Raw genomic sequence first — 24,184 nt, forward strand, 5'->3', positions numbered from 1 at the left:
GGAGATTAACGTGCCAGATAGCGGGTCATCTCTTCAATTCCTTTAAGCGTCATTGGATACATGTGATCTTCAAAAATTTCCTTAATCATGGCTATAGTCTGAGTATAATGCCAATAACTTTCCTGCTCCGGGTTCAGCCAAGCTGTTTTATCGAAGTGCTGACGCAGGCGTCTTAGCCACACTTCACCCGCTTCATCATTCATGTATTCAACTGATCCGCCAACCGATCTGAGTTCGTAAGGTGCCATGCTGGCATCGCCAACTACAATTACACGATAATCTCTGGCATAAGTATTAAACAGCTCTTGCGTTTCCATACGGGTTGAGGAACGCCGATAGTTATCTTTCCAGACATAGTCATACAGGCAGTTATGGAAATAAAAATATTCCAATGTTTTAAATTCGGTACGTGCGGCGCTGAACAGTTTTTCACATTCACTGATATGGGCATCCATAGAACCACCCACGTCGAACAGCATCAATACTTTAACCCGGTTACGACGCTCTGGTACCATCTGTACATCCAGAATCCCCTGCTTGGCTGTCTCACGAATAGTACCGTCAATATCTAACTCTTCGGCAGCACCGGTACGGGCAAACTTACGTAAACGACGTAATGCCAGCTGCATCTGCCGCGAACCAAGGATCTGCTCATCATCAAGGTTCTTGTATTTGCGCTGTTCCCACACTTTAACTGCTGAGCGCTTTCGCCCCGGCCCTCCGATACGGACTCCCTCAGGATGATCACCGTAAGCACCAAACGGAGAAGTACCCCCTGTACCAATCATCCGGTTGCCACCCTGATGTTTTTTATGCTGTTCACGCAAGCGCTCTTCAAGCATTTTCATCAGCTCCTCAAGTGAGCCTGCTTTCTTGAGTTCTTCGCGCTGTTCAGGAGTAAGATGTTTTTCAAGCAGCTCCAGATCAAACCAGTCTTTTGGCAGTTTATGAACCTGTTTTAACAACTCATCCAGATCAATACTTTCGATCCCATCAAAATAGTCCTTCATGGCACGGTCAAACTTGTCAAAAAATCGTTCATCCTTGACCAAGATCATCCGTGCCAGCTGATAAAAAACTTCTTCATCAGCAAAGACTAACCCTTGCGCAACTGCCTGATTTAAATCGATCAGCTCCCGGGTAGTCACCGGTATTCCATATTTGCGTAATGTATAAAACAGCCGCACGAACATAGCAGGAGCCTCTTAACGTCGTGACATAAAAGCAAGACGCTCAAGAAGCTGCACATCCTGTTCATTTTTGATCAGGGCACCGTATAAAGGCGGAATTGCCTTAGACTTATCATGATGTCGCAAAATATCTTCTGGCATTTCATCAGCCATCAGCAGGCTCAACCAGTCAATCAGTTCAGAAGTTGAAGGTGGTTTTTTCAAGCTTGGTATCTGGCGTAGCTTGAAAAATATCTGCAAGGCTTCACTGACCAGAGTAGCCGAAATATTTGGAAAATGGACATTGATAATAGCCCGCATGGTAGCTTCATCCGGGAACTCAATATAGTGAAAAAAGCATCGACGTAAAAATGCATCTGGTAATTCTTTTTCGTTATTTGAAGTAATAATCACAATCGGACGCTGAATTGCTGTGACTGTCTCACCCGTTTCATATACGAAAAATGACATTTTATCAATTTCATGCAACAGGTCATTTGGAAATTCGATATCTGCTTTATCAATCTCATCAATCAGCAGTACACAGCGTTCTTCACTGGTAAATGCTTCCCACAGTTTCCCAGGCTTAATATAATTTGCAATATCGTATACCCGGTCATCACCAAGCTGACTGTCACGCAGACGCGATACCGCATCATATTCATATAATCCCTGCTGCGCTTTAGTGGTCGACTTGATGTGCCAGGTGATCAACTTTAAACCCAGACTCGCTGCTACCTGCTCTGCAAGCAAGGTTTTGCCTGTTCCTGGCTCTCCTTTAACCAGTAACGGCTTTTGCAGAATACGGGCCGCATTTACTGCAAGTTTAAGGCTTTCAGTGGCAATATATTGCTCTGTACCAGAAAATTTTTGAGAATCCAAAGACATAATTAAACCTTATTTTTATTACTTAAAGTGGCGAAGTCTTTTTGGGTGCCGTATAACGTGTCCACAGATACCCGATTAGCAGGCCAAGCGCAATTACAAACAAAATAGCCGCCAGATTGGACCAGACAAGCGGGTACTCTTTAGTGAGTACACCAAAGATCAGCCCAAAGGTTGCTGGCGCAATGGAAGCATTTGGCCCTTCTGAAACAGTCGGGGTGACCAGAATTGCAAAAACGATAATCCAGCTAATTGCTCCAACCGGCGCTAGAATACGTCTTGCGATATTAGTCCAGCACCATAAAATAATTAATGTACCAAGACCATAAACTGTTACAGCGATGCTATCTTCAGGAATTGAATCGAGCATCGAAAGTAAACTGTTCCAAACTCCTGAAAATTGATCAAGCACCACGCAAGCCCTCTGGTTCTACTGCATTAGGGTTAATTAAACCTTCTGGAGGCATTTGAATAAAAAAGCCTTTGGTTTGTAGGGAATCGAGTACATGTAATACATTTACCCGAGCCAGACGGCGTGTTTCAGATAGTTCAAGATGCATTACAAAAGTAGCCCGCCCAAAAGCATGACGTAATACTTCAGGCACTATCTCAAGCGGATCAAGTTCCGAAGAGTCAGACTCGGCTGAATAATCAGGACGTGCAATATAAAGGTACATCTCATCTTTCTTACTAGATCTATAAATATCACAATGCATTTTTGAAACAGAACTCATAAAACTCAAATCAAAGCATACATGAAAAAGACGACGGTTACATTAGCCATCATTAACGCATCAGTCGTGTTTTTACTTAAATATGCCGCTCTTCGTCAATTCATATTTAGTTAATTTGTTACTTTCATCTGGGTCGATAAATAGCTTTCATCCTGTTGTAAAATCTGGATAAGCGGCTTGGTTAATATTTCATAGCGCCAACCCAGCAGATAGTCTGGCAAATTCTGCTCATCTCCATGAAAGACGACATGCTGATATAAAGAATTCATCCATTTTTTACGCAGTAGAACCTCTTTGGGTACTTTAGTCTCTTCAACAACTGTTTGAATCAGGTTATCTACCTGCTCGGCAGTAGTTTTTGAGGCCTGTTTGATGGGACGAGCCATACGTAATGGCCACTCTTCTGCTTTAGGCAAAAATTTCAGCAAGTCCAGAATAACTTTTCCATATTCACGTACCACACCGGCACGAATATCTTTAATACTTGCCAGCTGGAAATTATTACGTGGATTTTTCTCGACCAAATCAATCATGGTTGAGTTGCGTAGAATAAAGCTACGAGGCTGGTTAAGTGCCTTAACCATTTGCTCACGCCACACACTTAAATGTTGAAGCTGCATAAGCTGGCGACGTGTATGCCGGTAATTGCCCACATCCTGATACAGTAAATGTAGGGGTGTTTCCTCAGCAATTTCTTGGGTCAGGTGCTTACAGTCTTCAAGTACACACTCATACAGGTTTTTCTGCTTAAGTTCAGTTTTAATCTGTTCGGCTAACTGTCCCAAGTACAACACATCATTTGCTGCATAATGTAGCTGTTCATCCGTCAGTGGTCGAGCTAGCCAGTCAGAACGGGTTTGATCTTTTTCAATATCAATATCAAGCACAAGTTTTAAAGCATTCTGATAACTTACCTGTAAACCTTGGCCTAAAAAAGACAAGCCAACTTGAGTATCAAATACATTGCTTAGGCTATAAGGGCCAGCATAATGATAAATCAGATCAATATCTTCACTACAGGCATGAAAAATATTTTGCTGGGCCCGATAAACTTTTTTCCAGAAAGCTGTAAGGTCTAAAGTTGTACCATCCAGTAAAAATATCTGCTCTGCAATATTAATCTGGAAAACACCGAGTTTAGGCCAAAAGGTATCGACTTTAATAAATTCAGTATCAAGTGCATAAACCGGATGTTGATCCATGAGGTAGAGCACTTTTTCTAAATCAGTTTGCTGTTCGATAAACTGAAACATAGGAGCTCAACAGTAATTTTTTGTTCATATTAACAAGTTAGGGTTATTTTATATATAGGTTTCTACTATTAGTCTTTTGTCTAAATCTTTATTAATTCAATGTTTTTAAATAGAATTAATACGTATTAACTATTTTCTAATCAATTTGATTGGTTATATTTTAGATGATTTTTTATATTTACTTTGGAATTAGCCTTATTTAGCAGTGAGTTTTTTTATATTGTCATAGTTATATCTATTTTCCAGTGACAGAATGTACGACAAAATGCAGTTTTTTTACCATTACAAATAAAATAAGCACTTATAAGTGCTTATTTTATTCGCATCCGATTGTGTAAAGCTTGGCTTAACGTATGGCTATCTACATATTCGAGTTCACCACCCTGAGGTACCCCTTGGGCAATTCGAGTTAGATGCAAAGGCAAATGTTTGGTAGCTTCAGCCAAATAATGAGCTGTCGCCTGGCCTTCTACTGTAGCGTTGGTCGCCAGAATAACTTCTGTAATATGACCTTCACTCAAACGCCGGACTAGATAAGGTATACCAATCTCTTCTGGACCAATCCCATCAAGTGGAGATAAGTGACCACCAAGGACATGATATTTACCTTTAAAACTGCCACTTTGCTCTATTGCCATGACATCGGCTGGTGATTCCACTACACAGAGCTGCTGCTCGTCACGTTCAGAAGATGCACATATATCACACACTTCATTTTCTGTCAGTGAATGACAGACTTTACATTCATGAATATAGGAAGTTGCCTCATTTAGAGCATGAGCCAGTCCTGATGCACCTTCCCGATTTTTCATAAGCAGATGCAATGCCATACGCTGAGCCGATTTCGGCCCAACGCTAGGTAAAATTCGCAATGCCTGTACAAGCTGATCAAAGCGTTCACTGAACACGTAATATTAATCCTTAAAATAATCCGGCCAGGCCTGGTGGTAAGCCCATACCACTATTGGCACTCTTCATTTTTTCTTCAGAAATTGCTTCTGCCTGACGGGCAGCGTCATTAATCGCAGCAGCGATCAGGTCTTCGATCATATCCGGTTCATCCTGTAAAAGGTCCGGATTAATTTCAATACGCTTTACTACATTACGGCATGTCATGCTTACTTTTACCAGCCCACCACCCGCTTCTGCATGTACTTCCATCTGGGCTAGCTCTTCTTTGGCTTTTTTCAGATTACTTTCTACATCCTTCTGCATACGCTGGGCTTGCTGCATCAACATATTAATATTCATTATTACTCTCCAAAAAAATTTAAATGGCTAAATTAAATCTAAACCGCGCGATAAATCGCGAATAATATCATCAATGTCTTCAAGGCCGACAGAAACCCGGATCAAGCCTTCGCGGATACCTGCTGCTTCTTTCGCCTCTGCTGACAATTTACCATGCGTGGTAGTCGCCGGATGAGTAATAGTAGACTTGGTATCGCCCAGATTACCGGTAATAGAAATAAATTGGGTCTGATCAATGACTTTCCAAGCCCCTTCTCGTCCTTTTTTTACCTCAAAAGAAACAATCCCACCAAAACCACTTTGCTGCTTGGCTGCCAGTTCATGGCCTATATGTTCAGGCAGGCCGGCATAATAGACTTTTTCAACTTTTGGATGCTGTTTTAACCATTCAGCCAGTTTTTGAGCACTGGCCGTATGAGCTCTCATACGCAGGTTTAATGTCTCAAGGCCCTTTAAAAAGATCCAGGCATTAAAAGGACTCATTGATGGCCCTAAAGTACGCACCATACCGAAAACGTCTTCAAGCAGTTGATGACCGCCAACCACTGCACCACCTAAAGCACGTCCCTGACCATCAAGATACTTGGTAGCAGAATAAATCACCAGGTCAGCACCGAATTTTAAAGGCTGTTGTAAAACCGGAGTACAAAAACTGTTATCAATCGCCAGTAGAGCACCATTGCTATGCGCAATATCTGCCAGAGACTGAATATCAGCGATCTCGGCCAGTGGGTTAGAAGGTGATTCTACAAAAAGCAGTCGTGTTTCAGGACGTAATGCAGCTTTCCAGGCACTTGTATCTGTTAAATCAACGAAGTCTACCGTTACACCAAACTTGGCAACATATTTTTCAAACAGCGATACAGTAGAACCAAATACCGCACGTGAACAGATGACATGATCACCTGCCTTTAGATAAGACATGACTACAGCCAGTATTGCCGCCATACCCGAACTAGTAGCAACGGCACGTTCTGCGCCCTCTAATGCAGCAAGACGTTTTTCAAACATAGAAACTGTCGGGTTAGTGAAGCGCGAGTAGATATTACCTGGAATCTGACCCGAGAATTTTGCTGCTGCTTCCTCAGCATTGGCATAAACAAATGAAGAGGTCAGGAAGATTGGTTCGCCATGTTCGCCTTCAAAACTGCGTGTATGGCCAGTGCGAATAGCTAAAGTGTCAATTTGATAATCTGGTTCGTCTGGTTGGTTCATGTCTGACTCAGTCCGCAAGACTGCCCTTGATAGAAATTGCCAACATTTTGAGCGTCGAGAGTATTTCTGGTCAAGGTAAAATGCATAATTATCGCTTAGTCTTCATACAAATCTTTTGAAATGAGAAATGAATGCCAAAAATGTTTACCTTAAAAGCCAGAATTCGACAGCAGAAGACCAGATTTTTTCATCTTTCACGCCGTGTACTTAACCCCGAGTCATTGGTTCTTTCCCAATCCACACCCTTTCAGGTAATCAGCAAGTATCATGGCAGCCAGCTGCGTTATTATGCTGCCGCTCATAAACGCTACAAGGAGCCATTAGTTTTTGTAGCACCGCTGGCAGTCAATATGGCGATTTATGATCTATATCCTTACCGTTCTTTAGTACAGCATTTTCAGCTGCAAGGTTTTGATGTTTATCTGGTTGATTGGGGAAGCTTCACATTTCAGGACCGATATCGCGATTTTCTATTTTTTATTGATGATTGCTTGCCGCACTATATTAAAACTGTCTGTGAACATTCGCAGAGTGAAAAAATTTCCCTGCATGGCTGGAGTATGGGGGGTATTTTTGCTTTACTCTACAGTGCCTTGGCGAAACAGAGTCATGTTAAAAATCTGATTATTTTAGGTAGCCCAATTGACAGTTACGCTTCGGGTCGGATTGGCAGGCTATTTGAAACAGTAAATCAGCTACTTACCAGACATGCAAAAATCAGGCACAGTATTGAAAATATTCCTGAGGGGCTGATCCATACACCAGGTTTTATCAATGCCTTGGGGTTTAAAATAATTGATCCGGCGGGCTGGTTAAACAGCTGTATTCAGTTATTTAAATATATAGACAATGAAAAATTTCTGCGAGAACACACTACGGTGCAGACATTTTTAAATCATATGAATGATTATCCTGGGGCAATCAATAAAGATATGATTTTTAAAGTCTGGCTTAAAAATCCACTGAAAACAGGAATTATTCATTTAAAAGATCAGTTAATTGACTTAAAAAATATTGAGTCCTCATTACTATTAGGTGCCGGCACCACAGATCAGATTGTGACAGAAGCAGCTATTCAACCCCTTAGCCAATTGACAAATAGTGCAGATGTTTCGTTTACTGCTATTCCTGGAGGGCACATCGGTTTAATGTCAAGCCAGGCAAGTGCCAATGAATTCTGGCCAAAATTGACCGAATGGCTGGTACAACGCTCATCAAGAATAAAGGATACATTATGATTCAAACTGTGGCATTTATTGGTCTTGGAGCAATGGGCTACCGCATGGCTGCACATCTACCCAAACATTTTGATACTGTTTATGTCTGGAATCGCAGCTTTGAAAAGGCTGAACAGCATGCAACTGAGTACGGTACACAGGCAATAGATCTACATCAGGCGGTACAGGCAGATATTATCTTTTCCTGTTTACCTACCAGCCAGGATGTGAAGCAGCTTATTGACTCATTAAATATTAAAGCTGGCGCTATATGGATAGACTGTACAAGTGGTGTTCCTGCAGCAGCAAAAGAGCTGGCAATGAGTTTAAAACAAAAGGACATCGAATTTTTAGATGCGCCTGTCAGTGGTCAAACTATTGGTGCCGAAAATGCCACTTTAACCATAATGGTTGGAGGCGATGCTGCAGTATTTGATCGTGCCCTGCCAGCTATGCAGACCTTTGGCAAGCTGATTAAACATGTAGGTGACTCAGGGGCTGGGTTTGCTGTGAAAGCAGTGAATAATATGTTACTTGCAGTGAACTTATGGTCAGTAGCTGAAGGTTTTACGACTTTAAAAGCCCATGGTGTCAATCTGAATCAGGCCCTTGAATGTATTAATGCCTCAAGTGGTAAAAGTGGCATCACTGAAACGGCACTGCCCGCACGAATATTAAACCGTAGTTTCCCGTTAACCTTTGCTTTACCTTTGCTTGCAAAGGATACAGGAATAGCACTAGATCTGGTTAATGAAGCAAAGTTACCTGCCCCACTTCTTGCGCTCACACAAAGTCTGATTCAGGCAGCAAATCTGACAGCAGAGCCCGATAGTGATTTTTCCGCTGCTGTAAAAATGTATGAAGCCTGGACCAAGATTATTTTAGAATAATTTTATTTTCCTAAAGCAAAGCTTCATAAAAATGATATAACTTTTGGTGTAAATAAGGCATAACTTATAAATATAACGTGATAAAAAGCCCCTTTTTCGGGGCTTTTTATTGTCTTTAATTTTTATTCATCTTTAAAAATTTTTTAGACTTATATATCTAATGGTTCTTCATTATTTTCCACAACTCGAGAATAATAATTTATATCTCACAGTAATCCTTACTTACTTAATTAATATCAAGTAAAGCTAATTTCAGATTAAGAAATTCAGAATAATTATTTTTCTTTAAAGCAGGTTTTCTTCAGCCATAGTGAAACACTCACCAGTATAATGAGCACTGGTACTTCAACCAGAGGACCAATTACGGTAGTAAACGCCACGGGTGACGCCAAGCCGAAAGTTGCAATTGCAACAGCTAATGCTAATTCGAAGTTATTTCCCGCAGCTGTAAAAGAAATGGCTGTGGTTTTTGGATAATCATTTCCCATCCATTTGCTCATAAAGAAGCTGATAAAGAACATTAATATAAAATAAATGATCAGAGGAATTGCAATCCGCAAAACATCCAGCGGCAAGCTCACCACATCATTTCCTTTCAAACTAAACATTGCCACAATTGTGAACAATAGAGCCAGTAAACTCATTGGGCTGATCTTTGGCAAAAAGATATTTCGATACCAAGCTAAACCTTTGGCCCGAACTAGAAGAAAGCGAGTCATAAAACCAAGAAAAAATGGAATACCTAAATACACGAGTACCGCATGTGTGATAGTCCAAAAATCAACATTGATCACTTGCCCCGCAATACCAAAATAAGGTGGCAAAAAAGTCAAAAACAACCAGGCATAAGTACTGAAGAATAGGATTTGAAAAATGCTATTAAATGCGACTAAGGCCGCAACGTATTGATTATCGCCACAAGCTAGGCCGTTCCACACCAAAACCATTGCAATACATCGTGCCAGACCAATCAGAATCAATCCTGTCATATATTCAGGATAGTGAGGTAAAAAGATAACCGCTAAAACAAACATTAAAACTGGTGCAATAACCCAGTTCTGAACTAGAGATAAAATTAGCGTTTTCTTGTCTTTAAATACCTCTGGCAAAGCTGCATAATCGACTTTGGCTAAAGGTGGATACATCATCAGAATTAAACCAATAGCTATTGGAATATTGATTGAATCTATACTTAACTTATCTAAGTTCACAGAGACTTGCGGAAAAAACACTCCTATAGCTATGCCTAGCGCCATAGCAATAAAAATCCAAAGTGTAAGATTACGATCCAGAAATGATATTTTAGCAGGCACAATATTACTCTTCACAATAGTCCGGAATATTTGAAGTTAAGGGATTAAGTATCGGGTTTAATGCTATTATTTTTAAAATATCATGTGCCCAATTTGGTAAATCAGGGTTCAGGCGATAATATACCCACTGCCCTTTACGCTGATCCAGTAGTATTCCCAAGTTTCTAAGCAGGGCTAAATGACGAGAGATTTTTGGCTGACTTAATTTTAATTGTGCCGTAAATTCACATACACATACGTTTTCTCTGTTCATAACTAATTTTAAAATATTTAAACGTGTTGAATCAGCAAGGCATTTAAAAAAATCTGTCTGTTCCATCTTTTGAAATCTCAAATATTTACTATTGCGAATATACGTATATCCATATATAAAGGCAAACAATACTAAAGAGATCGAGTAACCTATGTCTCAATCAATCAAAATTTATCATAATCCGGAATGTGGAACTTCTAGAAATACATTAGCCCTAATCCGTAATACAGGGCAAGAGCCTGTAATTATTGAGTACTTAAAGACTCCACCTTTAAAAGCAGAGTTAATTCAATTAATCAAGAATTCCGGGCTAACTGTACGTGAAGCCATACGCAAGAATGTAGCACCCTACAAAGAGCTAGACTTAGATAAATTACATTGGACAGATGAGCAATTAATCACCTTGATGCTTGAATATCCTATTTTAATTAACCGGCCTTTTGTCGTCACAGAACTTGGAACCAGACTATGTAGGCCTTCAGAAATAGTGCTAGATATACTGTCCGCACCTCAACGTAAGGCATTTAGTAAAGAAGATGGTGAATTAATAATTGATCAAAATGGCAAAAGAGTGAGATAAAATTCAAGTTCAATATAATAAACCAAAGTGAATACTTAATTTTTCACAAGGGGCTCTTCAGAGGAAAATGTTATTGAGCGAATTCCACTTTCTCAAGAATAATTTTGTCATCCGGTCCCACTTTTACAAAGGTAAAATTCTTGCCTGTGCTCATTTTATCAGGATAAAAAGAGGCTTTTGCAATTCTTTTTATATCATCGTTTTTGCCGAAAAAATTATTCCGGGTATTGTATGTCCAGTAGAAAAAACAGCTCATACCTATAAATAAAGTTATTAAAATCCTTATATGCATCTGAATGAGCCTTATATAGTAGTAATTCGCAGTGACTTTATTAAGTAATTTGCTTTTATACTTATACGTTAAAAATATAAAGAGTAAAAGAAATTTATATCACTGATATATAAATAATTCTGTTTTATAATTTCTATTTCCTTTATCGGTTTTTAAATAATATTTCCCTTTATTCTTAACTTTAGTGCCGGACTATAAATACATATTTATCAGTTATAGCCCATGTACCTATAAAGATCAGTAATTTTTCTGGCGATATAATATTCACATACATCACTATAAGAATGACTTTCGATATTTATTAATAAATACTTAGGTTCTGCTTTCCTAGCTTTTTTATTTCTTTTTGCAGTTTGCCTGTAGTTTCAAAGCTGCTGAAAACCAGATTATCTTTATCGTTCAAAAAAGATATTAACAACGCAACTGTTAGATAGAGGTAGCTTTACAAGATACTATAATAGTTAATATACCTTCCGGGCCAAAGCTGGTCAGTGATTAAAATTTAGGATCTCGAGTACAAGTGATTTAGCTTATATCAATATTTTTGCGCCGGGCAATAAACCAGAAGAATCAGAAGCTATACTTATAAGTAATACAGTAAACTGCCAGCAAATGGTCAGTACAGATTTACCAGATAGTAAATACCGCACGTCAAAGTAGAAAAGTAGAAAAGTAGAAAAGTAGAAAAGTAGATTTCGGGCTGGATCTACAAATTTTGAATAAATAAATTTAAAAAAACATAGTATTGCCTATGCAATACTATGTTTGACTTACTAAGAATCGACCCTTTACTGAAGAGTCTTCCACTGCTGGTGAACCTCTTCAGCATTCTTATTGAGATGAACTTCACCATTTTCTGCTTTGGCAACCCAGCTTAACGGGATGACATGGTGCTCATTATTTTCATCATCACTACGAGTCAATTTAATTGAATCTTGGCCTTCTAAATGATCTACCTTTCCAACTTGAGTTCCACAAGAAGCTATTACTACGTCATGTTCATTAATATTTTGCATTGTTAAGCCTTATTATTTAATTCAAGGGAAAAACCACTATAGCAACTGGCAAAATTTGAAGTGTAAATTAATAATGTTTGTATGTTGATCAAATATAGTAGATTTTTAAATTAGGTAATTTAGAGGGACAAAAGCTACAGACTATGAAATATGGGGTCCGGTTTAAATAGATTATGGACCTTAATATCAGTTTTAAAATTTGTGTTGACCGGCTACGTTAAGTCTCCTAGTCGTTTTTAAACACTATTTTTTACCGCTAATCTTTTTTTATGATCAATTCTGGCAAATTTAAAACTCTTGAAAGCATTCCTTTTACGTGGATAAAAAGAAGCAATAGCAGCACTATCCAAATTTTTATGATGGGTAAATGCAGGAGCAGTATGAGAATACAAACAAAAGAATAATACACTCGACACTATAGAAGTCGTTACCAGAAATCTCATGTACACTAAACAATACTCAAATATTTAGAAAATTTTAGGAAAATATAGTGAGCTTATACATTAATAAACTTACTATTAAAAGATTTTTTGGCTTGAAGACTACCTTTGTAGCTTTTGAAGGCTGCATAGTTAAGGGTTATAAACTGAAGAATATTAAGCTTGAATTATCTGGCATCGTAACTCTTCCAGACATGATGAAAAAATAGATGATTGCTCAGCCGGTCCGAAAGTTTACTGTATAGGGCAAACTTCATTATTAGACTCAGACATGACATATAGTAATAATATGTCCTTCTCAATGGGTGATTACCTTAATAAATCTGTTTTCTACTTTCTGATCACCTTCCATCATGAAGTACATATAGTCTCTATTCTTCTGTGTTTTGTTTGCCAGGCAAGTATATATTTGGAAAAACTGACTGTTAGTAGTTAGTTATCATGTTATGAAGACTATAGAAGAAACCTCATCAGTTATAAACTGCAAAGACTGTAAGACTAGACTATGACTAATTGCTTTCTATATTCAATAAAGATAAAGAAGTAGCCCAATAAATAGTTTAAGTACTTATTTAATTACTATTTTCAGTTTTAGAAGATTGAGTGAAAAGAAGATTCAACAGAGTTACTAAACGATTTAAAAATCACATCAATCCAAAAAATATGTATTAATAACACGTTATCGATATAAAAATGATGAGCAAGAAACTATGCTATAGAGTTGCCTTTGATAAGAACAAGACCGTTATATGATTTAAAAGATAATAGAAGAAAACAAAAATAGGTTTTTAAATAATCAGATTACAAGTTCACCAATAAATTTGGCGTCGGCTTCTATAGTAATATTCTGGTTATCTTCAACATGGCCTTTAAGCGAGAAACCAAATCCTGACTCTTGAAAAGTTAGGTTAATTCTGTAATTAGATTCTTGATCAAAGATAGATAGCGCCGACTTCCTGTGCTTATGGACAGTTAGCTTGACAAGATTATCTTTGATGTGGCCTGAATATGTATGGTTAGAATCTCCACCATTAATCTTATTATTGTTTATAACGACAGTACCCTCTCCAAAGCCATGGCCACTATTTCTAAATACAACATAAAATATTCCATCCTTCATAAAGAAATCCTATCAATAAAAATACGCAAATTAAAAATCCCAATCATGTCATCATATCTTAACAATATAGTGATAAATATCTCATTATTCAATTGTATATTCGTATAATAAAGCACCACAAATTTCAATTAGTCTATTCTCAAAGTAAAAAGTCTTTAAGTAATTAGCCAATCAGAAATTTTGTAGTAAAAGACACATAGCTCACACATCACTCTCACAACTATCTTAGTGTAAGTAGACATAAAAGAGCATGATGACTTTCCTTCACATAATAAAGAAGATTGAAATGTCTAATTTTAAAGATTTTTCCGAAAAAGCTACAAAAGACAATGAGTCAGCCGAGCCTACTCCAGAGATCTCTACACAAACTCCCGATGAAGTAAAGCAAGATGAAAAGTCTCCTACCCCTCATGAACCACAAAATAAAAGTTAAGTGATATCCTAAAAGCTGAATAATACTTCTAAACTTTATTAGGACCTGTTACTAAACAAGGTCCCATTTTTATTAACTTAATAAGCTCTAATGAAAATTTTGTATTATTTTTAGAACTACGAAATTGAATTACAAGTATTGCTTAAGTGGTCTGATTAAATTCTTTAGACCGTAAGTAAGCAGAGATAGCTTCACCATTATTTTCAAGCTTGGGGCTCAGAGGCGAAACTTTTGGGATCTCAACAATAACTTTATCGGTTATTGTCGCAAATACAGTGGCTAGCCATAGTACAAACTCATCTTTTACATTGCGGTTTGGCATCAGGCTCATATCAATCATTTTACCTTTGTTCTTATTTATCTCCTTACATAGCTCATCAAAGTTATTAAAATTGTATTTAAATCCAATTCCACTATCTTTAATTTCCTTTTTAATTTCTATTAAAAGAATATCAATATCCTTATAGCTGTCGCCTTGAAATCCATTTTTTTTATAGACTCGGTCATAAACCGTTTCTGCTATTTGAATACATTCCTTCATTCTTATACCTTTTAATGGCGCGTGGAGTATCATTTATATTGAATCTAAATCAAGAAAGGTATAATCAAATTGTTTATTTTTTTAATTTTTTTGGAAAATTAAGCCTTATGACAAGGAATGAGCTCAAAAAATTAAAAAAGCTCACCATTTGGAAAGCTTCTTAAAATCGTATTGCGTTTTCGACCTACGCTGCAATCATTACTCAGGGAACCACTATTTACCTGATCAAAGACAGGAGGGACTTTTAACGGAAATAAAAAATGAGACTTTAGCAGAAAATAGTTGCTTATAGGTCGAACCAATATGTACCTAAAAATACACAACCTATCAGCAAGAACCAACTCATATAACTCCAGACAGAATGTTTTCTTCTAACTGTATTGTCACCAGAGATTCTAAGTTTTGGATAATTCAAGGTCATCGGGTTATGAATCTGGTTTCTGAACTCTTCAGCAGAAACTGCACTCTCTTCTATAAGATATTCATAAAAGCGATTTGCCTGTGATTTTTCCATATTCCGGACAAACTTATGTATATCTTGATCAAGTTCTGTCTGGGCTCGATGGAGTGGAATGGACTTTTCTTGAACCAGATATCCCGCAAAATCAGATTTAGCATAGATTAGTTGTTTTACTTCATTGCGTGAGACAGGTAAATGAATTTTTACGCCAAAGAGCTCACCAAAAAAGCTTTGTTGCATACCACACTCTCATTATTTAGATGGGCCATATGATACCCTTTTATGACTAATGAAAATCAAAGAATCCGAAAACTTATTGTAAACACTAACTTACTAATCTGTTTTAAGGTCAGAAGTTCTTATAAAATAAAGATTAATTTTCTATACGCATATACATTAAATTGTACTATTCTCATTTAAAGTAAGTGAGGCTAGACATTTATAAAATTTTAATGAACTGAATTTTCTAAAATTCTATAAGTCTATTGATTCTTGGCTTAGCTTACAGGAGTACAAATATGCACCCTACCTTTATTTTACTCTATCTCTTTAAAAAGAATGTATGAACACTCATGGTTAATAATAGTGAGGTCCTTCAAGATCTTTGTTATCGTCTTTATACAGAGACATTGAGCACACACCATTCCAGAGCAAATAGTGCTACGGATAAGTTAAATTTTCTGGCTGAAGCTCTAAAATTATTTTCTGAAATTGAAGTGGTGAAATGCTCTATTATGATAAAGACAGTAACTGTTATCTTTAAATTTAATTCACGGCGATATACGTTTTGGAGTGTAGAAATGCCAGAGATAGATGATAAAAATGGGTTTGTTAAGTACCTATCTCATCATTTGAAAGATATTTATAGTGATTGCAATAATATTGATTAATTAGCTTGCTTATTTTTGCTAGATTCGAAGATAGGTTGTTGTAGCTTCGCTATTATCTAAAAGTAGAGATTTTGGTTCTAAAGTAGGCTTCTCTTGAAATGAATCCACCACAATTTTATCGGTCAAGCTTTCAAATATTACTGCTAACCATAGTATAAATTCATCTTTTTGATGTCGACTAGGGATAAGACTTAAATCAAGTGTTTTACCATTGTGTTTTTCAATTTGCTCAATAAGTTCCTTTAAACTATTAAATTCATACTTACATTTGATATCTGTATTTCTGATTTCCCTTTTAAACTCTATTAGGAAAAGGCTCATGTCTTTAGAGTTATTACCCAAGAAACCATTTCTATTTTCAATCTTTCTATAAATTTCTTCAGCTATACGTAAACATGTATCCATCTTTTTTACTTCTATCTATATAAGAGACTTAGTATGAGCTGTTTAATCAACTTCATTGAGGTAAATATGTAATGATAAGACCCAATAGCAGTTTTATAAAGCGTAATTCTTTCCTGTATTTGTAATCCCATCTCATGTACACAAAACAGAATATAGCTCAAACCATGTAATGTTCACTTCCTATAATAAAACTTTATTTATGGCATTTTACGTCACTCATCTTATTCATATCTTCGATTGTTTCTGAGTCTTGGACTTGAATATTACACAACTTGCTTGCCCAGATCATCCTCAATACAGATATTTATGCTATACCTTAAGATCAGAGAAAAGCCCCATACCTGAAATTCATAGACTTAGGCCTTAGCATTTATAGTTGTCATACCAAGGGAGGTGATAAGTTTCCACATATCATTTTCATTGTTTAAATCTGATATAAAAATTAACTTCTTAAGAAGTAGCTGTTAATTAATACTATTTATCAAAAAAATAAATATATAATATAAAAAACTTGAATATTAATTATTTTCATGTATTATTGCCTTAACTAGAAAAAAGTCTTGTCCGGTAAATCTTCTTAAGTATCGCAGTTTTAGTCATAATTCTTCGTTTTTTTCAGATTTTAAGTTCCATTCTTTATTATTTTCAAAGTTATACTCAGTCATTAAAAACGACTAAAAATTATTAAAATTCAATAGGATTTATTATGTCTAATACTATCAATGGTACAGTAAAGTGGTTTAACGAAGCTAAAGGATTCGGTTTTATTCAACAAGAATCTGGACCAGATGTTTTTGCTCACTTTAGTGAAATTGCCAGCTCTGGTTTTAAAACTTTATTCGAAGGTCAGCAGGTATCTTTCAGTGTTGCTCAAGGTCAAAAAGGCCCTAATGCTGTAAATATTGTTGCTCTATAACACATAGCAAGTAATTAAAAAAAGCACCCTAGAGTGCTTTTTTTATTGTTTGAGATTATTTACTTCCATAAATCTTATCATAGCCATCAGGACGGGTTTTGAAGCGCCGGTGAAACCACATATATTGTGTAGGCGCCATACGTATCTGACGTTCTAATATTTTGTTTACTCTAGTGGCATCAGTAATTTCATCCTTACCCGGAAAGTCCTCAAGCTGTGGCTCCAGCAAAATATGATATTGAGGATTTCTAATATCTCCTGTTCTGTAAAAGTACAGAGGGATAGCTAAGGCATTTGATATTTGCATTATACGCCTATGGGCAGTTACTGTGGCGGCTTGAACTCCAAAGAAAGGGGCCATTACGCCCTGCTTGAGGCCAAAGTCCTGATCAGGACTATACCAGACTGCCCGGCCTTGTTTTAACTCCTTAATTAAACCTCGCATATCATTTTTTGAAATCTGGTTCTTGTATACCTTTGCTCTGCCCCGATAAATCAGCATGTCTAATAAAGGATTATTTTGAGGTCGATATACAACATCCAGTTCAAAGAACAAGCTGCACATATATCCCCCTGCATCTAATAAAGTAGTGTGAGAGCTTAAAAGCAGAATACCCTGACCCTTTGCATTTTCTATATGTTCAAGTCCCTGAATGTATACACGAGATTTAAACCATTTGGAAGCGTACCAAGCATTTAATGCCTCAAACAGGCCAATCAAGGCATTAAAAAATACTTCTTTTGCAGCCAGCTCGACTTCGTCTGGACTCTTTTCAGGAAAACAGATCTCCAGATTCCGGATAGTCGTTTGCCGACGGCTAGATAAAAATCTCCATGCAGGATTAGTGAGCAGTCTAGCTATCCTCCATTGAATGCACCAGGGCAAGACAGCTAAAAAGGAAAATATAAAAACTATTAACCAAATTGCCCAATACTTGGGAAGAAGAAAGGACCACTGAAAATCAGTCGGTTTATGTGAAGTTTTTATATTCATGTAAATATATTATTAAAGCTGAACCATATGATACCTGTTCAACAGATTAACAGTAGACCTATCCCGTGCATGATTAGTAAAGTTTTATAGGTCAAAGCTCGCCAAGGCATGAACATAATAGCCCTTTTCAACCTAAGAATAGCTACCTGTTTTAAAGCCTTACCGAACAATGGTTGTCTTTATTACATGAGTGCTGTATTGATGGGTATTCTTATAATTATTAGTGATAACATCAGTCTTAATGAATAAATTATCTTGGATACTAATTTTAGCAATTTTGGCGGTTTTAATAGTGGTTTTTTACCTGTACAAGGCAATGGAAGAAGATCCTGATTATCTATTTAAATTATTCGGATAACTATATAAATAAACTTTTTTCAAAGCTAGATCAAAAGATTCAAACTATCGAAGTTAAGCTTATCCAATTCGATACTCATCCCATCGTAAAAATGTATTTTGTATTACACTACTGGCTCGAATGGTGAGAATTACATCGAAGGTGTATTCATCACTAAAATACACAAGCAAATTAGAAAAGTTAAATAAAAAACACTCTAAAGTGCCTTTTTAAAGATATATCAAGTTCTTTATATTAACCTTGAGCTAAGGTTTTAATGAATAGAATTTTCTGAGATTTTTCAGTGGGGCCTTCAAATTTAAAATTAATTTCTTCCTCATATTTCTTACTCATTTCAGTTTCTACAATATTCATTCCACTAATATCAAATATTCTAAGGGCTTCACCTTCAGCAGTAATTCCATCTTCCTCATTAGCGATTAGAACTTTAAGATCCGGATCAAAGGTCTGTAATCTTGCGATCAATTGTTTAATTAACATAGTTCATTCTCAATTCTTAAAAATATAAACCAGTATTAACACTTTTCTATCTAACTTACTTGGCGATAAAAATTAGTTTTGTAAGCCAAAAATTTTTATCTGTATATCAGATTTTCTGTAATAGAAATATTTTGGTATATATTTTCGTCTATTGATACCCTTCAAATGTTAGGCCTCAACCCGTTTAGTACTAATCTTTCTGGCTATCTTAAGTATGGCCTTGTATTCAATGTCGATGTCTTGTTTAAAGTGGCCGCTGGGGTAAATCTAATAGTCTTCGCCAGCTCAGTCTGCCAATGAAAAGCAGGGCGAGCTGTTTTCAGCGATATATGGCATTACCTTTCCCTTTACTCAACTCAATACTTCTACTCTATTTGATTAAATTTATTTTCTAAGCGTTATATTGATTTGGTTGTATTGCCTGATAAGAAAAGAGAAATATAAACCTTTTTGCTTGTGCGCCTCAACATCATCAGATAATAGTAGTGCAAAGTAGCAGGTAAATAAACATACAAAAAGCGACGAGTAGCAAAACCTAGTAAGGTAAAAAGGGATATAAAACAACTTAAGTTAGTGTTTTTTATATTTTTTTAAAATTATTAGGATATGAAGTTTTTATACTATATGGAGTAATTATGGACTAGAATTACACTCGAGTAATTTTTAGTCATTGAATAAACACAAGTAGACCCGATATTGTGAGTATATTGATATACACTGCAGGTCTAGAGGAAACTCTTATGAAAAATTTTACTGTTGCATTATTTGCTGGTCTGATTAGCTTGGCAGGTATAAGTGCACAGGCTGCCACTCCGGAACAGGAGTGTCAAAAGCTCAAAAATGACTATAATGTTATTTACGCTTCTAAAGGCTTCTGTTTTAAAGATAAGGATGCAAAAGAGAAGTTTGGTAATGAAAACTGCTATACTTCAAAACCTAAATTCTCTGAAAAAGAGCAGCAACGTCTTGATGAAATTAAAGAGCGCCAGAAAGAGCTGAACTGTAAATAACTACTGAAAGGAAGAGCTATGGCTTACGATGACCAAAATATCTTTGCAAGAATTATTCGTGGTGAATTACCTGCAATTAAAGTTTATGAAGATGATCAGGTTCTTGCTTTTATGGATATTATGCCGCAAGCCGAAGGTCATACATTGGTCATCCCTAAAACACCGGCAGTTACATTACTTGACCTGCCAGCAGAAGCCGCTGCTTATAGTATTCAGATAGTACAGAAAATTGCAAAAGCAATAGAGAAAGCATTGAATGCCGAGGGAATTGTTTTAATGCAGCTTTCAGGCGCTGCTGCTGGACAAACTGTGCCGCACGTTCATTTTCATCTGATTCCAAGTTCAGTGCACCAGCTAGGTCGCCATGCGGCTGAAATAGGAGATCAGGAGAAAATTAAGGCTATTGCAGAGAGAATCCGTGCTGCTCTTTAAAGCCTTATTTTCAATTAAAACCTAATGGAGCTTCGGCTCCATTTTTGTTTAAATTTCAAAAGTATAAAAAATAATCTAATTCTTCTTTCCTCTTTTTATCCTTCATTAAACTGTCATTTTTCTTTCACTTCTCTGTCACACAGTTTGCAGATACTGCTTAGCAAGTTGGTGAGCTTATGTAACTTTTTGTACACAGGCAAACTATAAAAAAGAGTTAGCAAGGCAAATAGCCATTTTAAAGAATTGTTTTTGGAGAAATCTCAATGAAAAAATTGCTTCTCGCTGCTACAGTAGCAACTTTAAGCTTAAACGCAGCGCAAGCAGCGCCAACTTTGTACGGTAAAGTAAATGTCAGCGTTGACAGTTACGATAATGGCAAAGATGACAAAATTGAAGTTAACTCGAATGCTTCTCGTCTGGGGATTAAAGGCGAAGAAAAACTGACAGATCAGTTATCTGCAGTGTATCAGGCTGAATGGGAAATTGATGTAGATGGTGGCGATGATGTATTCAAGAAACGTAACATTTTTGCCGGCTTAAAATGGGCAGAAATCGGTACTTTAAGAGCCGGTATTATAGATACACCATTTAAAGATGCAGCAGGCGGTTATCGTGATGTATTTAATGATTATGCACACGCCGATATTAAAGAAATGATGTATGGTGAAGAGCGGGTTGAAAATGTGATCAGTCTTGAGACAGATCCGAAATTACTCGCCGGTGTAGTATTTGCCCTACAGGCTCAGCAAGGCGAGTCAAATACTGAAACCAACAAATATACAGACGGTGCTCGTGACAGCCTAGGAGATGGCCTTTCAACTTCACTATCTTATGCTAATAAAGATTATGGTTTTGAAGGTGTGATTGCTGGAAACTTTAAATCAATTGGCGATTTTGCTGCGGTTGGTCTTAAGGATATTCCTGCTGATGCATTCCGCCTAGGTGCCTCTTTTGACTTGGGTAAAATCGGTGTGCCAGGCCTGTATTTAGGGGCAATGTGGCAGACTGCTGAAATTTCGGATTATAATAATATCAAGCCCCGTGTAGTAACTGATGGTGTTGTTACCTATGCTGGAGATTATAGCAACGTAGAAGAAAAAGCATGGTTAATTTCTGCGACTTATAAACTTGCAAACACGCCTTGGACATTCAAGGCACAGTATCAGTCAGCAGACACTGACTATGCAGTTCTTGCAGGTGCGTCAGGTGACAGCTCAGTTGACCAGTGGGGAATTGGCGCAGATTACAAACTCAATAGCCAGGCTAAACTCTTTGCCAGTGCTGTTCAGCGTGAATGGGATAACTCCCCAGCTAAAGGTAATGCAGATGAAAGCGTATACGGTTTAGGTATGGAAATAAAATTCTAATTCTGGCAATTTAAAAAAAGGGCTATATGCCCTTTTTTAATTTAACGTTTCAGAAAACCGGAAACCATATTTAAAACATTTTGAATATCATTGTTGGCTTCCTGTTTGTTAGTCTTCTCACCTTGTGGAGTCAGCGCATCAATGATTTGTGGTAATACTGAAGAAATAGCACTGTATACATCCTGTTTAGGTGCATGTGTCTGTTCAGCAACTTTCTCGACTTCCTGATCATCAAATAAACTTTGTATATTTTGCTGCGGCGCATTTTCTTTATTGCTCTGGTTTGGGTCTACCCAGTTCTGTACCTGATTTCCAAGACCGGCATTACGCAATTTGTCTAATGCACCTTGAAGACCACCCTGCTTCTGAATCCAGGCTAGAACCAGTGGCAACACGGCGATCAATAAAGTTTTGGTACTGTTATTTCCACTGTTATGCGGTACTTCATTTTGAGTCTGGCGTGGTTGCTGTTGACGCTGGTTACCATGACCAAATTGCTCAAGTACTGAACCTAAAACGCCACCTAAACCGGATTGACGGCCCTGATTCTGGGTATTCTGATGGTTAGCCTGCGTATTCTGGCCACCGAGCTGACCTAGAACTGCTCCAAGAATTCCGCCGAGACCACTTGGCTGCTGCGTGTTCTGCTGCTGATTATTTTGTGGTTGCTGGTTTCCTAATGCCTGCTTCGCCAGCATTTCCACTATATTGGTCAAGTTGGTCATCACTTACTCCTTGAAAGTGTTATCTTCCTTAAAGCATAAGTGTACCCGACCGGGTGAAACAAAGTCTGATTTGTATATTTTTGCAAGATTTTATAAGTATATTGGCCCTTACCAGCGATATTTGTCCCAATTTTCCGGATTGGCCCAATATTTAGAGTTAAACCAGTCCGGTACGTGCTTATAGGTTAGAATATTGAATTGCCATAATGCGAAATCACTGCTGTTTTCTGTTCTCTCAACCAGTTGGATAAAACCTAAAGAGCGAAGTAACTGCTCATCCTGAAGACGGCCAACCACAATAATACGCTTCGCCATAAGATCACGTAATTTCACCAGAAGTCTAGAAATATCAGGCAGTTTTAATTCTTTGAATTCTGGACCGGTTAAAATGACCATTGCCAGATCATAACGTTCAGTAAAGGGCAGATTTAAAAACTCAGTTGCGTTAAAATAATACCATTGTATAGCCAGATGTGAATTATCTTGAACTATTTCAAGCTGCTGACCAATCGACAGTGTAGTATGGATGGGCTGTTCGGCAAATAGATCGTCTAGCATAGAAGTGATGACGTTGAGCTTGACCATAACTGCATCCTGAATTACGTGAGTGAGAATTATATGGAATTACAAGGCATTTGCCATAAAATGCATGCCGGTCTTAGCAAGCCAAGTGTAACTGATCAACAAACGTTAAAGGCAAATGTTGAGTACAAATTTACTCTGGACCGTTCAGAAATTGATCTTCCTTTTACGTTAGGGCAAGAAATTGAAATTGAATGGACTGGTAATATCTATTGCGTATCTTGCGGTGCAAAAACCAAGAAATCATTTTCACAAGGGCATTGTTTTAAATGTTTTAAAACCAAAGCATCCTGTGACATGTGTGTTTTAAAACCAGAAACCTGTCATTACCATTTAGGGACCTGCCGGGAAGACTCATTTGCCAAAGAAGTCTGTTTTCAGCCTCACATTGTATATCTGGCTAATTCAAGTGGTCTTAAAGTCGGCATTACCCGTACTGGTCATATGCCTACCCGATGGCTGGATCAGGGAGCGACTCAGGCCTTACCAATTTTTAGAGTCGGTTCACGGCGTTTGTCTGGGCATATTGAGGTAATGTTTGGTAGCCAGATTTCTGATAAAACAGACTGGCGCAAATTGCTTAAAGGCGAAGCGGAACCCGTTAACCTAATTGAAAAACGTGATCAGTTAATTGAAGAATTTGCACCTAAAATTGCCCAGATTCAGGATGAGTTCAGTCAGAATTTACACTTTAACGAGTCAATAGAGTTGCTTGATCAGGAACTACCACGTGAGTTTATTTATCCGGTTGAGCAATATCCTGAAAAGATCAAGTCACATAACCTTGATAAAACACTGAAAATTCGAGGAGTGTTACAGGGTATAAAAGGCCAATATCTTATTTTAGACACGGGTGTTATTAATATCAGAAAATATACGGGTTATGAATTAATTCTGAGAGCGTAAGTCTTTCATAAAAATAAACAGTACCATAATTTGAGTACGGTACTGTTTATTCAAGAG

28 protein-coding genes are annotated in these 24,184 nt (G+C 37.2%); 9 read left to right on the plus strand and 19 right to left on the minus strand.

Annotated elements, in window-relative coordinates:
* Positions 1-5: 5 nt before the first annotated feature.
* From ACRAD_RS07235 to ACRAD_RS07270, 8 genes are all read right to left on the minus strand, one after another.
* Positions 6-1,193, minus strand: coding sequence for a vWA domain-containing protein (locus ACRAD_RS07235; RefSeq protein ID WP_005026079.1), 1,188 nt, complete (start codon positions 1,191-1,193; stop codon positions 6-8).
* Between the two features lie 12 nt (positions 1,194-1,205).
* A complete protein-coding gene (locus ACRAD_RS07240; RefSeq protein WP_005020138.1) occupies positions 1,206-2,057 on the minus strand; it encodes an AAA family ATPase in 852 nt (283 codons plus the stop codon).
* A gap of 22 nt (positions 2,058-2,079) precedes the next feature.
* The gene (locus tag ACRAD_RS07245; RefSeq protein WP_016801309.1) at positions 2,080-2,424 is read right to left on the minus strand and encodes a hypothetical protein; all 345 of its coding nucleotides are present in this window, start codon (positions 2,422-2,424) and stop codon (positions 2,080-2,082) included.
* A 34-nt stretch (positions 2,425-2,458) separates the two neighbouring features.
* On the minus strand, positions 2,459-2,770 hold the full coding sequence (locus ACRAD_RS07250; RefSeq protein WP_005020136.1) for a YcgL domain-containing protein: 312 nt from the start codon (positions 2,768-2,770) through the stop codon (positions 2,459-2,461).
* A 128-nt stretch (positions 2,771-2,898) separates the two neighbouring features.
* Entirely contained in the window at positions 2,899-4,041 is a 1,143-nt protein-coding gene (locus ACRAD_RS07255; protein WP_005026084.1) for a ribonuclease D, read from the minus strand.
* 311 nt (positions 4,042-4,352) lie between these two features.
* Positions 4,353-4,949, minus strand: coding sequence for a recombination mediator RecR (gene recR / locus ACRAD_RS07260; RefSeq protein ID WP_005020133.1), 597 nt, complete (start codon positions 4,947-4,949; stop codon positions 4,353-4,355).
* 13 nt (positions 4,950-4,962) lie between these two features.
* Positions 4,963-5,292 (minus strand): YbaB/EbfC family nucleoid-associated protein, encoded by a 330-nt coding sequence (locus ACRAD_RS07265; RefSeq protein WP_005026087.1) that lies wholly within the window; start codon positions 5,290-5,292, stop codon positions 4,963-4,965.
* Positions 5,293-5,319: 27 nt separating this feature from the next.
* Complete coding sequence (locus ACRAD_RS07270; protein ID WP_005026089.1) at positions 5,320-6,507, minus strand: O-succinylhomoserine sulfhydrylase; 1,188 nt, start codon at positions 6,505-6,507, stop codon at positions 5,320-5,322.
* Positions 6,508-6,638: 131 nt separating this feature from the next.
* Between ACRAD_RS07270 and ACRAD_RS07275 the strand changes: the two genes are divergently transcribed.
* Both ACRAD_RS07275 and ACRAD_RS07280 read left to right on the plus strand, forming a co-directional pair.
* Positions 6,639-7,745: an alpha/beta fold hydrolase gene (locus ACRAD_RS07275; protein WP_005026090.1), complete on the plus strand. Its 1,107-nt coding sequence runs from the start codon at positions 6,639-6,641 to the stop codon at positions 7,743-7,745.
* Positions 7,742-8,614, plus strand: a complete 873-nt coding sequence (locus tag ACRAD_RS07280) for an NAD(P)-dependent oxidoreductase (protein WP_005026091.1) — start codon at positions 7,742-7,744, stop codon at positions 8,612-8,614. The genes ACRAD_RS07275 and ACRAD_RS07280 overlap by 4 nt, the downstream gene beginning before the upstream one ends.
* 275 nt (positions 8,615-8,889) lie before the next feature.
* On the opposite strand, the gene arsB is transcribed toward ACRAD_RS07280, so the two are convergent.
* Together arsB and ACRAD_RS07290 are read right to left on the minus strand one after the other, a co-directional pair.
* Complete coding sequence (gene arsB / locus ACRAD_RS07285) at positions 8,890-9,870, minus strand: ACR3 family arsenite efflux transporter (protein WP_051005732.1); 981 nt, start codon at positions 9,868-9,870, stop codon at positions 8,890-8,892.
* A 61-nt stretch (positions 9,871-9,931) separates the two neighbouring features.
* Entirely contained in the window at positions 9,932-10,246 is a 315-nt protein-coding gene (locus tag ACRAD_RS07290; RefSeq protein ID WP_005026093.1) for a metalloregulator ArsR/SmtB family transcription factor, read from the minus strand.
* Positions 10,247-10,331: 85 nt separating this feature from the next.
* Here ACRAD_RS07290 and arsC point away from each other — a divergent pair, with 85 nt between their 5' ends.
* On the plus strand, positions 10,332-10,760 hold the full coding sequence (arsC, locus tag ACRAD_RS07295) for an arsenate reductase (glutaredoxin) (RefSeq protein WP_005026096.1): 429 nt from the start codon (positions 10,332-10,334) through the stop codon (positions 10,758-10,760).
* 1,080 nt (positions 10,761-11,840) lie between these two features.
* Here the strand turns inward: arsC and ACRAD_RS07305 are convergent.
* Both ACRAD_RS07305 and ACRAD_RS07310 read right to left on the minus strand, forming a co-directional pair.
* On the minus strand, positions 11,841-12,068 hold the full coding sequence (locus tag ACRAD_RS07305; protein WP_005020120.1) for a DUF2171 domain-containing protein: 228 nt from the start codon (positions 12,066-12,068) through the stop codon (positions 11,841-11,843).
* Between the two features lie 1,236 nt (positions 12,069-13,304).
* A complete protein-coding gene (locus ACRAD_RS07310; protein ID WP_005020117.1) occupies positions 13,305-13,628 on the minus strand; it encodes a GrlR family regulatory protein in 324 nt (107 codons plus the stop codon).
* 286 nt (positions 13,629-13,914) lie between these two features.
* Between ACRAD_RS07310 and ACRAD_RS16445 the strand changes: the two genes are divergently transcribed.
* Positions 13,915-14,061: a hypothetical protein gene (locus ACRAD_RS16445; RefSeq protein ID WP_005026099.1), complete on the plus strand. Its 147-nt coding sequence runs from the start codon at positions 13,915-13,917 to the stop codon at positions 14,059-14,061.
* Between the two features lie 142 nt (positions 14,062-14,203).
* On the opposite strand, the gene ACRAD_RS07315 is transcribed toward ACRAD_RS16445, so the two are convergent.
* The 3 genes from ACRAD_RS07315 to ACRAD_RS07330 form a co-directional block, all read right to left on the minus strand.
* Complete coding sequence (locus ACRAD_RS07315) at positions 14,204-14,602, minus strand: hypothetical protein (protein WP_005026101.1); 399 nt, start codon at positions 14,600-14,602, stop codon at positions 14,204-14,206.
* 286 nt (positions 14,603-14,888) lie between these two features.
* Positions 14,889-15,302 (minus strand): hypothetical protein, encoded by a 414-nt coding sequence (locus tag ACRAD_RS07320; RefSeq protein WP_005020112.1) that lies wholly within the window; start codon positions 15,300-15,302, stop codon positions 14,889-14,891.
* A 668-nt stretch (positions 15,303-15,970) separates the two neighbouring features.
* On the minus strand, positions 15,971-16,357 hold the full coding sequence (locus ACRAD_RS07330) for a hypothetical protein (RefSeq protein WP_005026105.1): 387 nt from the start codon (positions 16,355-16,357) through the stop codon (positions 15,971-15,973).
* Between the two features lie 706 nt (positions 16,358-17,063).
* Between ACRAD_RS07330 and ACRAD_RS07335 the strand changes: the two genes are divergently transcribed.
* A complete protein-coding gene (locus tag ACRAD_RS07335) occupies positions 17,064-17,273 on the plus strand; it encodes a cold-shock protein (RefSeq protein ID WP_005026108.1) in 210 nt (69 codons plus the stop codon).
* A 55-nt stretch (positions 17,274-17,328) separates the two neighbouring features.
* Here the strand turns inward: ACRAD_RS07335 and ACRAD_RS07340 are convergent, their stop codons facing one another.
* Complete coding sequence (locus ACRAD_RS07340) at positions 17,329-18,267, minus strand: LpxL/LpxP family acyltransferase (RefSeq protein ID WP_005026110.1); 939 nt, start codon at positions 18,265-18,267, stop codon at positions 17,329-17,331.
* A 592-nt stretch (positions 18,268-18,859) separates the two neighbouring features.
* Positions 18,860-19,105 (minus strand): hypothetical protein, encoded by a 246-nt coding sequence (locus ACRAD_RS07345; protein WP_005020106.1) that lies wholly within the window; start codon positions 19,103-19,105, stop codon positions 18,860-18,862.
* A 740-nt stretch (positions 19,106-19,845) separates the two neighbouring features.
* Between ACRAD_RS07345 and ACRAD_RS07350 the strand changes: the two genes are divergently transcribed.
* The 3 genes from ACRAD_RS07350 to ACRAD_RS07360 all read left to right on the plus strand — a co-directional run bounded on the left by ACRAD_RS07350 (position 19,846) and on the right by ACRAD_RS07360 (position 21,914).
* Entirely contained in the window at positions 19,846-20,115 is a 270-nt protein-coding gene (locus ACRAD_RS07350) for a YARHG domain-containing protein (protein WP_005020103.1), read from the plus strand.
* An 18-nt stretch (positions 20,116-20,133) separates the two neighbouring features.
* Positions 20,134-20,547, plus strand: a complete 414-nt coding sequence (locus ACRAD_RS07355) for an HIT family protein (RefSeq protein WP_005020100.1) — start codon at positions 20,134-20,136, stop codon at positions 20,545-20,547.
* A 263-nt stretch (positions 20,548-20,810) separates the two neighbouring features.
* On the plus strand, positions 20,811-21,914 hold the full coding sequence (locus ACRAD_RS07360; protein WP_005026113.1) for a porin: 1,104 nt from the start codon (positions 20,811-20,813) through the stop codon (positions 21,912-21,914).
* Positions 21,915-21,955: 41 nt separating this feature from the next.
* Here the strand turns inward: ACRAD_RS07360 and ACRAD_RS07365 are convergent, their stop codons facing one another.
* Both ACRAD_RS07365 and ACRAD_RS07370 read right to left on the minus strand, forming a co-directional pair.
* Positions 21,956-22,639, minus strand: coding sequence for a YidB family protein (locus ACRAD_RS07365; protein WP_005020096.1), 684 nt, complete (start codon positions 22,637-22,639; stop codon positions 21,956-21,958).
* 108 nt (positions 22,640-22,747) lie between these two features.
* Positions 22,748-23,224 (minus strand): DUF6231 family protein, encoded by a 477-nt coding sequence (locus ACRAD_RS07370; protein ID WP_005026115.1) that lies wholly within the window; start codon positions 23,222-23,224, stop codon positions 22,748-22,750.
* Positions 23,225-23,257: 33 nt separating this feature from the next.
* On the opposite strand from ACRAD_RS07370, the gene ACRAD_RS07375 reads away from it, so the two are divergent.
* Positions 23,258-24,127 carry a DUF2797 domain-containing protein gene (locus ACRAD_RS07375; protein WP_005026117.1) on the plus strand — a complete coding sequence of 290 codons (870 nt, stop codon included), beginning with the start codon at positions 23,258-23,260 and terminating at the stop codon, positions 24,125-24,127.
* The last annotated feature ends 57 nt before the right edge of the window (positions 24,128-24,184 follow it).

Source organism: Acinetobacter radioresistens DSM 6976 = NBRC 102413 = CIP 103788 (assembly GCF_006757745.1).
Classification (GTDB): domain Bacteria; phylum Pseudomonadota; class Gammaproteobacteria; order Pseudomonadales; family Moraxellaceae; genus Acinetobacter; species Acinetobacter radioresistens.

Bases quoted from the DNA above. Each gene is read 5' to 3' on its own strand.
- ACRAD_RS07235 (WP_005026079.1), bottom strand. From the start codon at position 1,193: ATGTTCGTGCGGCTGTTTTATACATTACGCAAATATGGAATACCGGTG.
- ACRAD_RS07240 (WP_005020138.1), bottom strand. From the start codon at position 2,057: ATGTCTTTGGATTCTCAAAAATTTTCTGGTACAGAGCAATATATTGCC.
- ACRAD_RS07245 (WP_016801309.1), bottom strand. From the start codon at position 2,424: ATGCTCGATTCAATTCCTGAAGATAGCATCGCTGTAACAGTTTATGGT.
- ACRAD_RS07250 (WP_005020136.1), bottom strand. From the start codon at position 2,770: ATGCATTGTGATATTTATAGATCTAGTAAGAAAGATGAGATGTACCTT.
- ACRAD_RS07255 (WP_005026084.1), bottom strand. From the start codon at position 4,041: ATGTTTCAGTTTATCGAACAGCAAACTGATTTAGAAAAAGTGCTCTAC.
- ACRAD_RS07265 (WP_005026087.1), bottom strand. From the start codon at position 5,292: ATGAATATTAATATGTTGATGCAGCAAGCCCAGCGTATGCAGAAGGAT.
- ACRAD_RS07270 (WP_005026089.1), bottom strand. From the start codon at position 6,507: ATGAACCAACCAGACGAACCAGATTATCAAATTGACACTTTAGCTATT.
- ACRAD_RS07275 (WP_005026090.1), top strand. From the start codon at position 6,639: ATGCCAAAAATGTTTACCTTAAAAGCCAGAATTCGACAGCAGAAGACC.
- ACRAD_RS07280 (WP_005026091.1), top strand. From the start codon at position 7,742: ATGATTCAAACTGTGGCATTTATTGGTCTTGGAGCAATGGGCTACCGC.
- arsB (WP_051005732.1), bottom strand. From the start codon at position 9,870: ATGGCGCTAGGCATAGCTATAGGAGTGTTTTTTCCGCAAGTCTCTGTG.
- ACRAD_RS07290 (WP_005026093.1), bottom strand. From the start codon at position 10,246: ATGGAACAGACAGATTTTTTTAAATGCCTTGCTGATTCAACACGTTTA.
- arsC (WP_005026096.1), top strand. From the start codon at position 10,332: ATGTCTCAATCAATCAAAATTTATCATAATCCGGAATGTGGAACTTCT.
- ACRAD_RS07305 (WP_005020120.1), bottom strand. From the start codon at position 12,068: ATGCAAAATATTAATGAACATGACGTAGTAATAGCTTCTTGTGGAACT.
- ACRAD_RS07310 (WP_005020117.1), bottom strand. From the start codon at position 13,628: ATGAAGGATGGAATATTTTATGTTGTATTTAGAAATAGTGGCCATGGC.
- ACRAD_RS16445 (WP_005026099.1), top strand. From the start codon at position 13,915: ATGTCTAATTTTAAAGATTTTTCCGAAAAAGCTACAAAAGACAATGAG.
- ACRAD_RS07315 (WP_005026101.1), bottom strand. From the start codon at position 14,602: ATGAAGGAATGTATTCAAATAGCAGAAACGGTTTATGACCGAGTCTAT.
- ACRAD_RS07320 (WP_005020112.1), bottom strand. From the start codon at position 15,302: ATGCAACAAAGCTTTTTTGGTGAGCTCTTTGGCGTAAAAATTCATTTA.
- ACRAD_RS07330 (WP_005026105.1), bottom strand. From the start codon at position 16,357: ATGGATACATGTTTACGTATAGCTGAAGAAATTTATAGAAAGATTGAA.
- ACRAD_RS07335 (WP_005026108.1), top strand. From the start codon at position 17,064: ATGTCTAATACTATCAATGGTACAGTAAAGTGGTTTAACGAAGCTAAA.
- ACRAD_RS07340 (WP_005026110.1), bottom strand. From the start codon at position 18,267: ATGAATATAAAAACTTCACATAAACCGACTGATTTTCAGTGGTCCTTT.
- ACRAD_RS07345 (WP_005020106.1), bottom strand. From the start codon at position 19,105: ATGTTAATTAAACAATTGATCGCAAGATTACAGACCTTTGATCCGGAT.
- ACRAD_RS07350 (WP_005020103.1), top strand. From the start codon at position 19,846: ATGAAAAATTTTACTGTTGCATTATTTGCTGGTCTGATTAGCTTGGCA.
- ACRAD_RS07355 (WP_005020100.1), top strand. From the start codon at position 20,134: ATGGCTTACGATGACCAAAATATCTTTGCAAGAATTATTCGTGGTGAA.
- ACRAD_RS07360 (WP_005026113.1), top strand. From the start codon at position 20,811: ATGAAAAAATTGCTTCTCGCTGCTACAGTAGCAACTTTAAGCTTAAAC.
- ACRAD_RS07365 (WP_005020096.1), bottom strand. From the start codon at position 22,639: ATGACCAACTTGACCAATATAGTGGAAATGCTGGCGAAGCAGGCATTA.
- ACRAD_RS07370 (WP_005026115.1), bottom strand. From the start codon at position 23,224: ATGGTCAAGCTCAACGTCATCACTTCTATGCTAGACGATCTATTTGCC.
- ACRAD_RS07375 (WP_005026117.1), top strand. From the start codon at position 23,258: ATGGAATTACAAGGCATTTGCCATAAAATGCATGCCGGTCTTAGCAAG.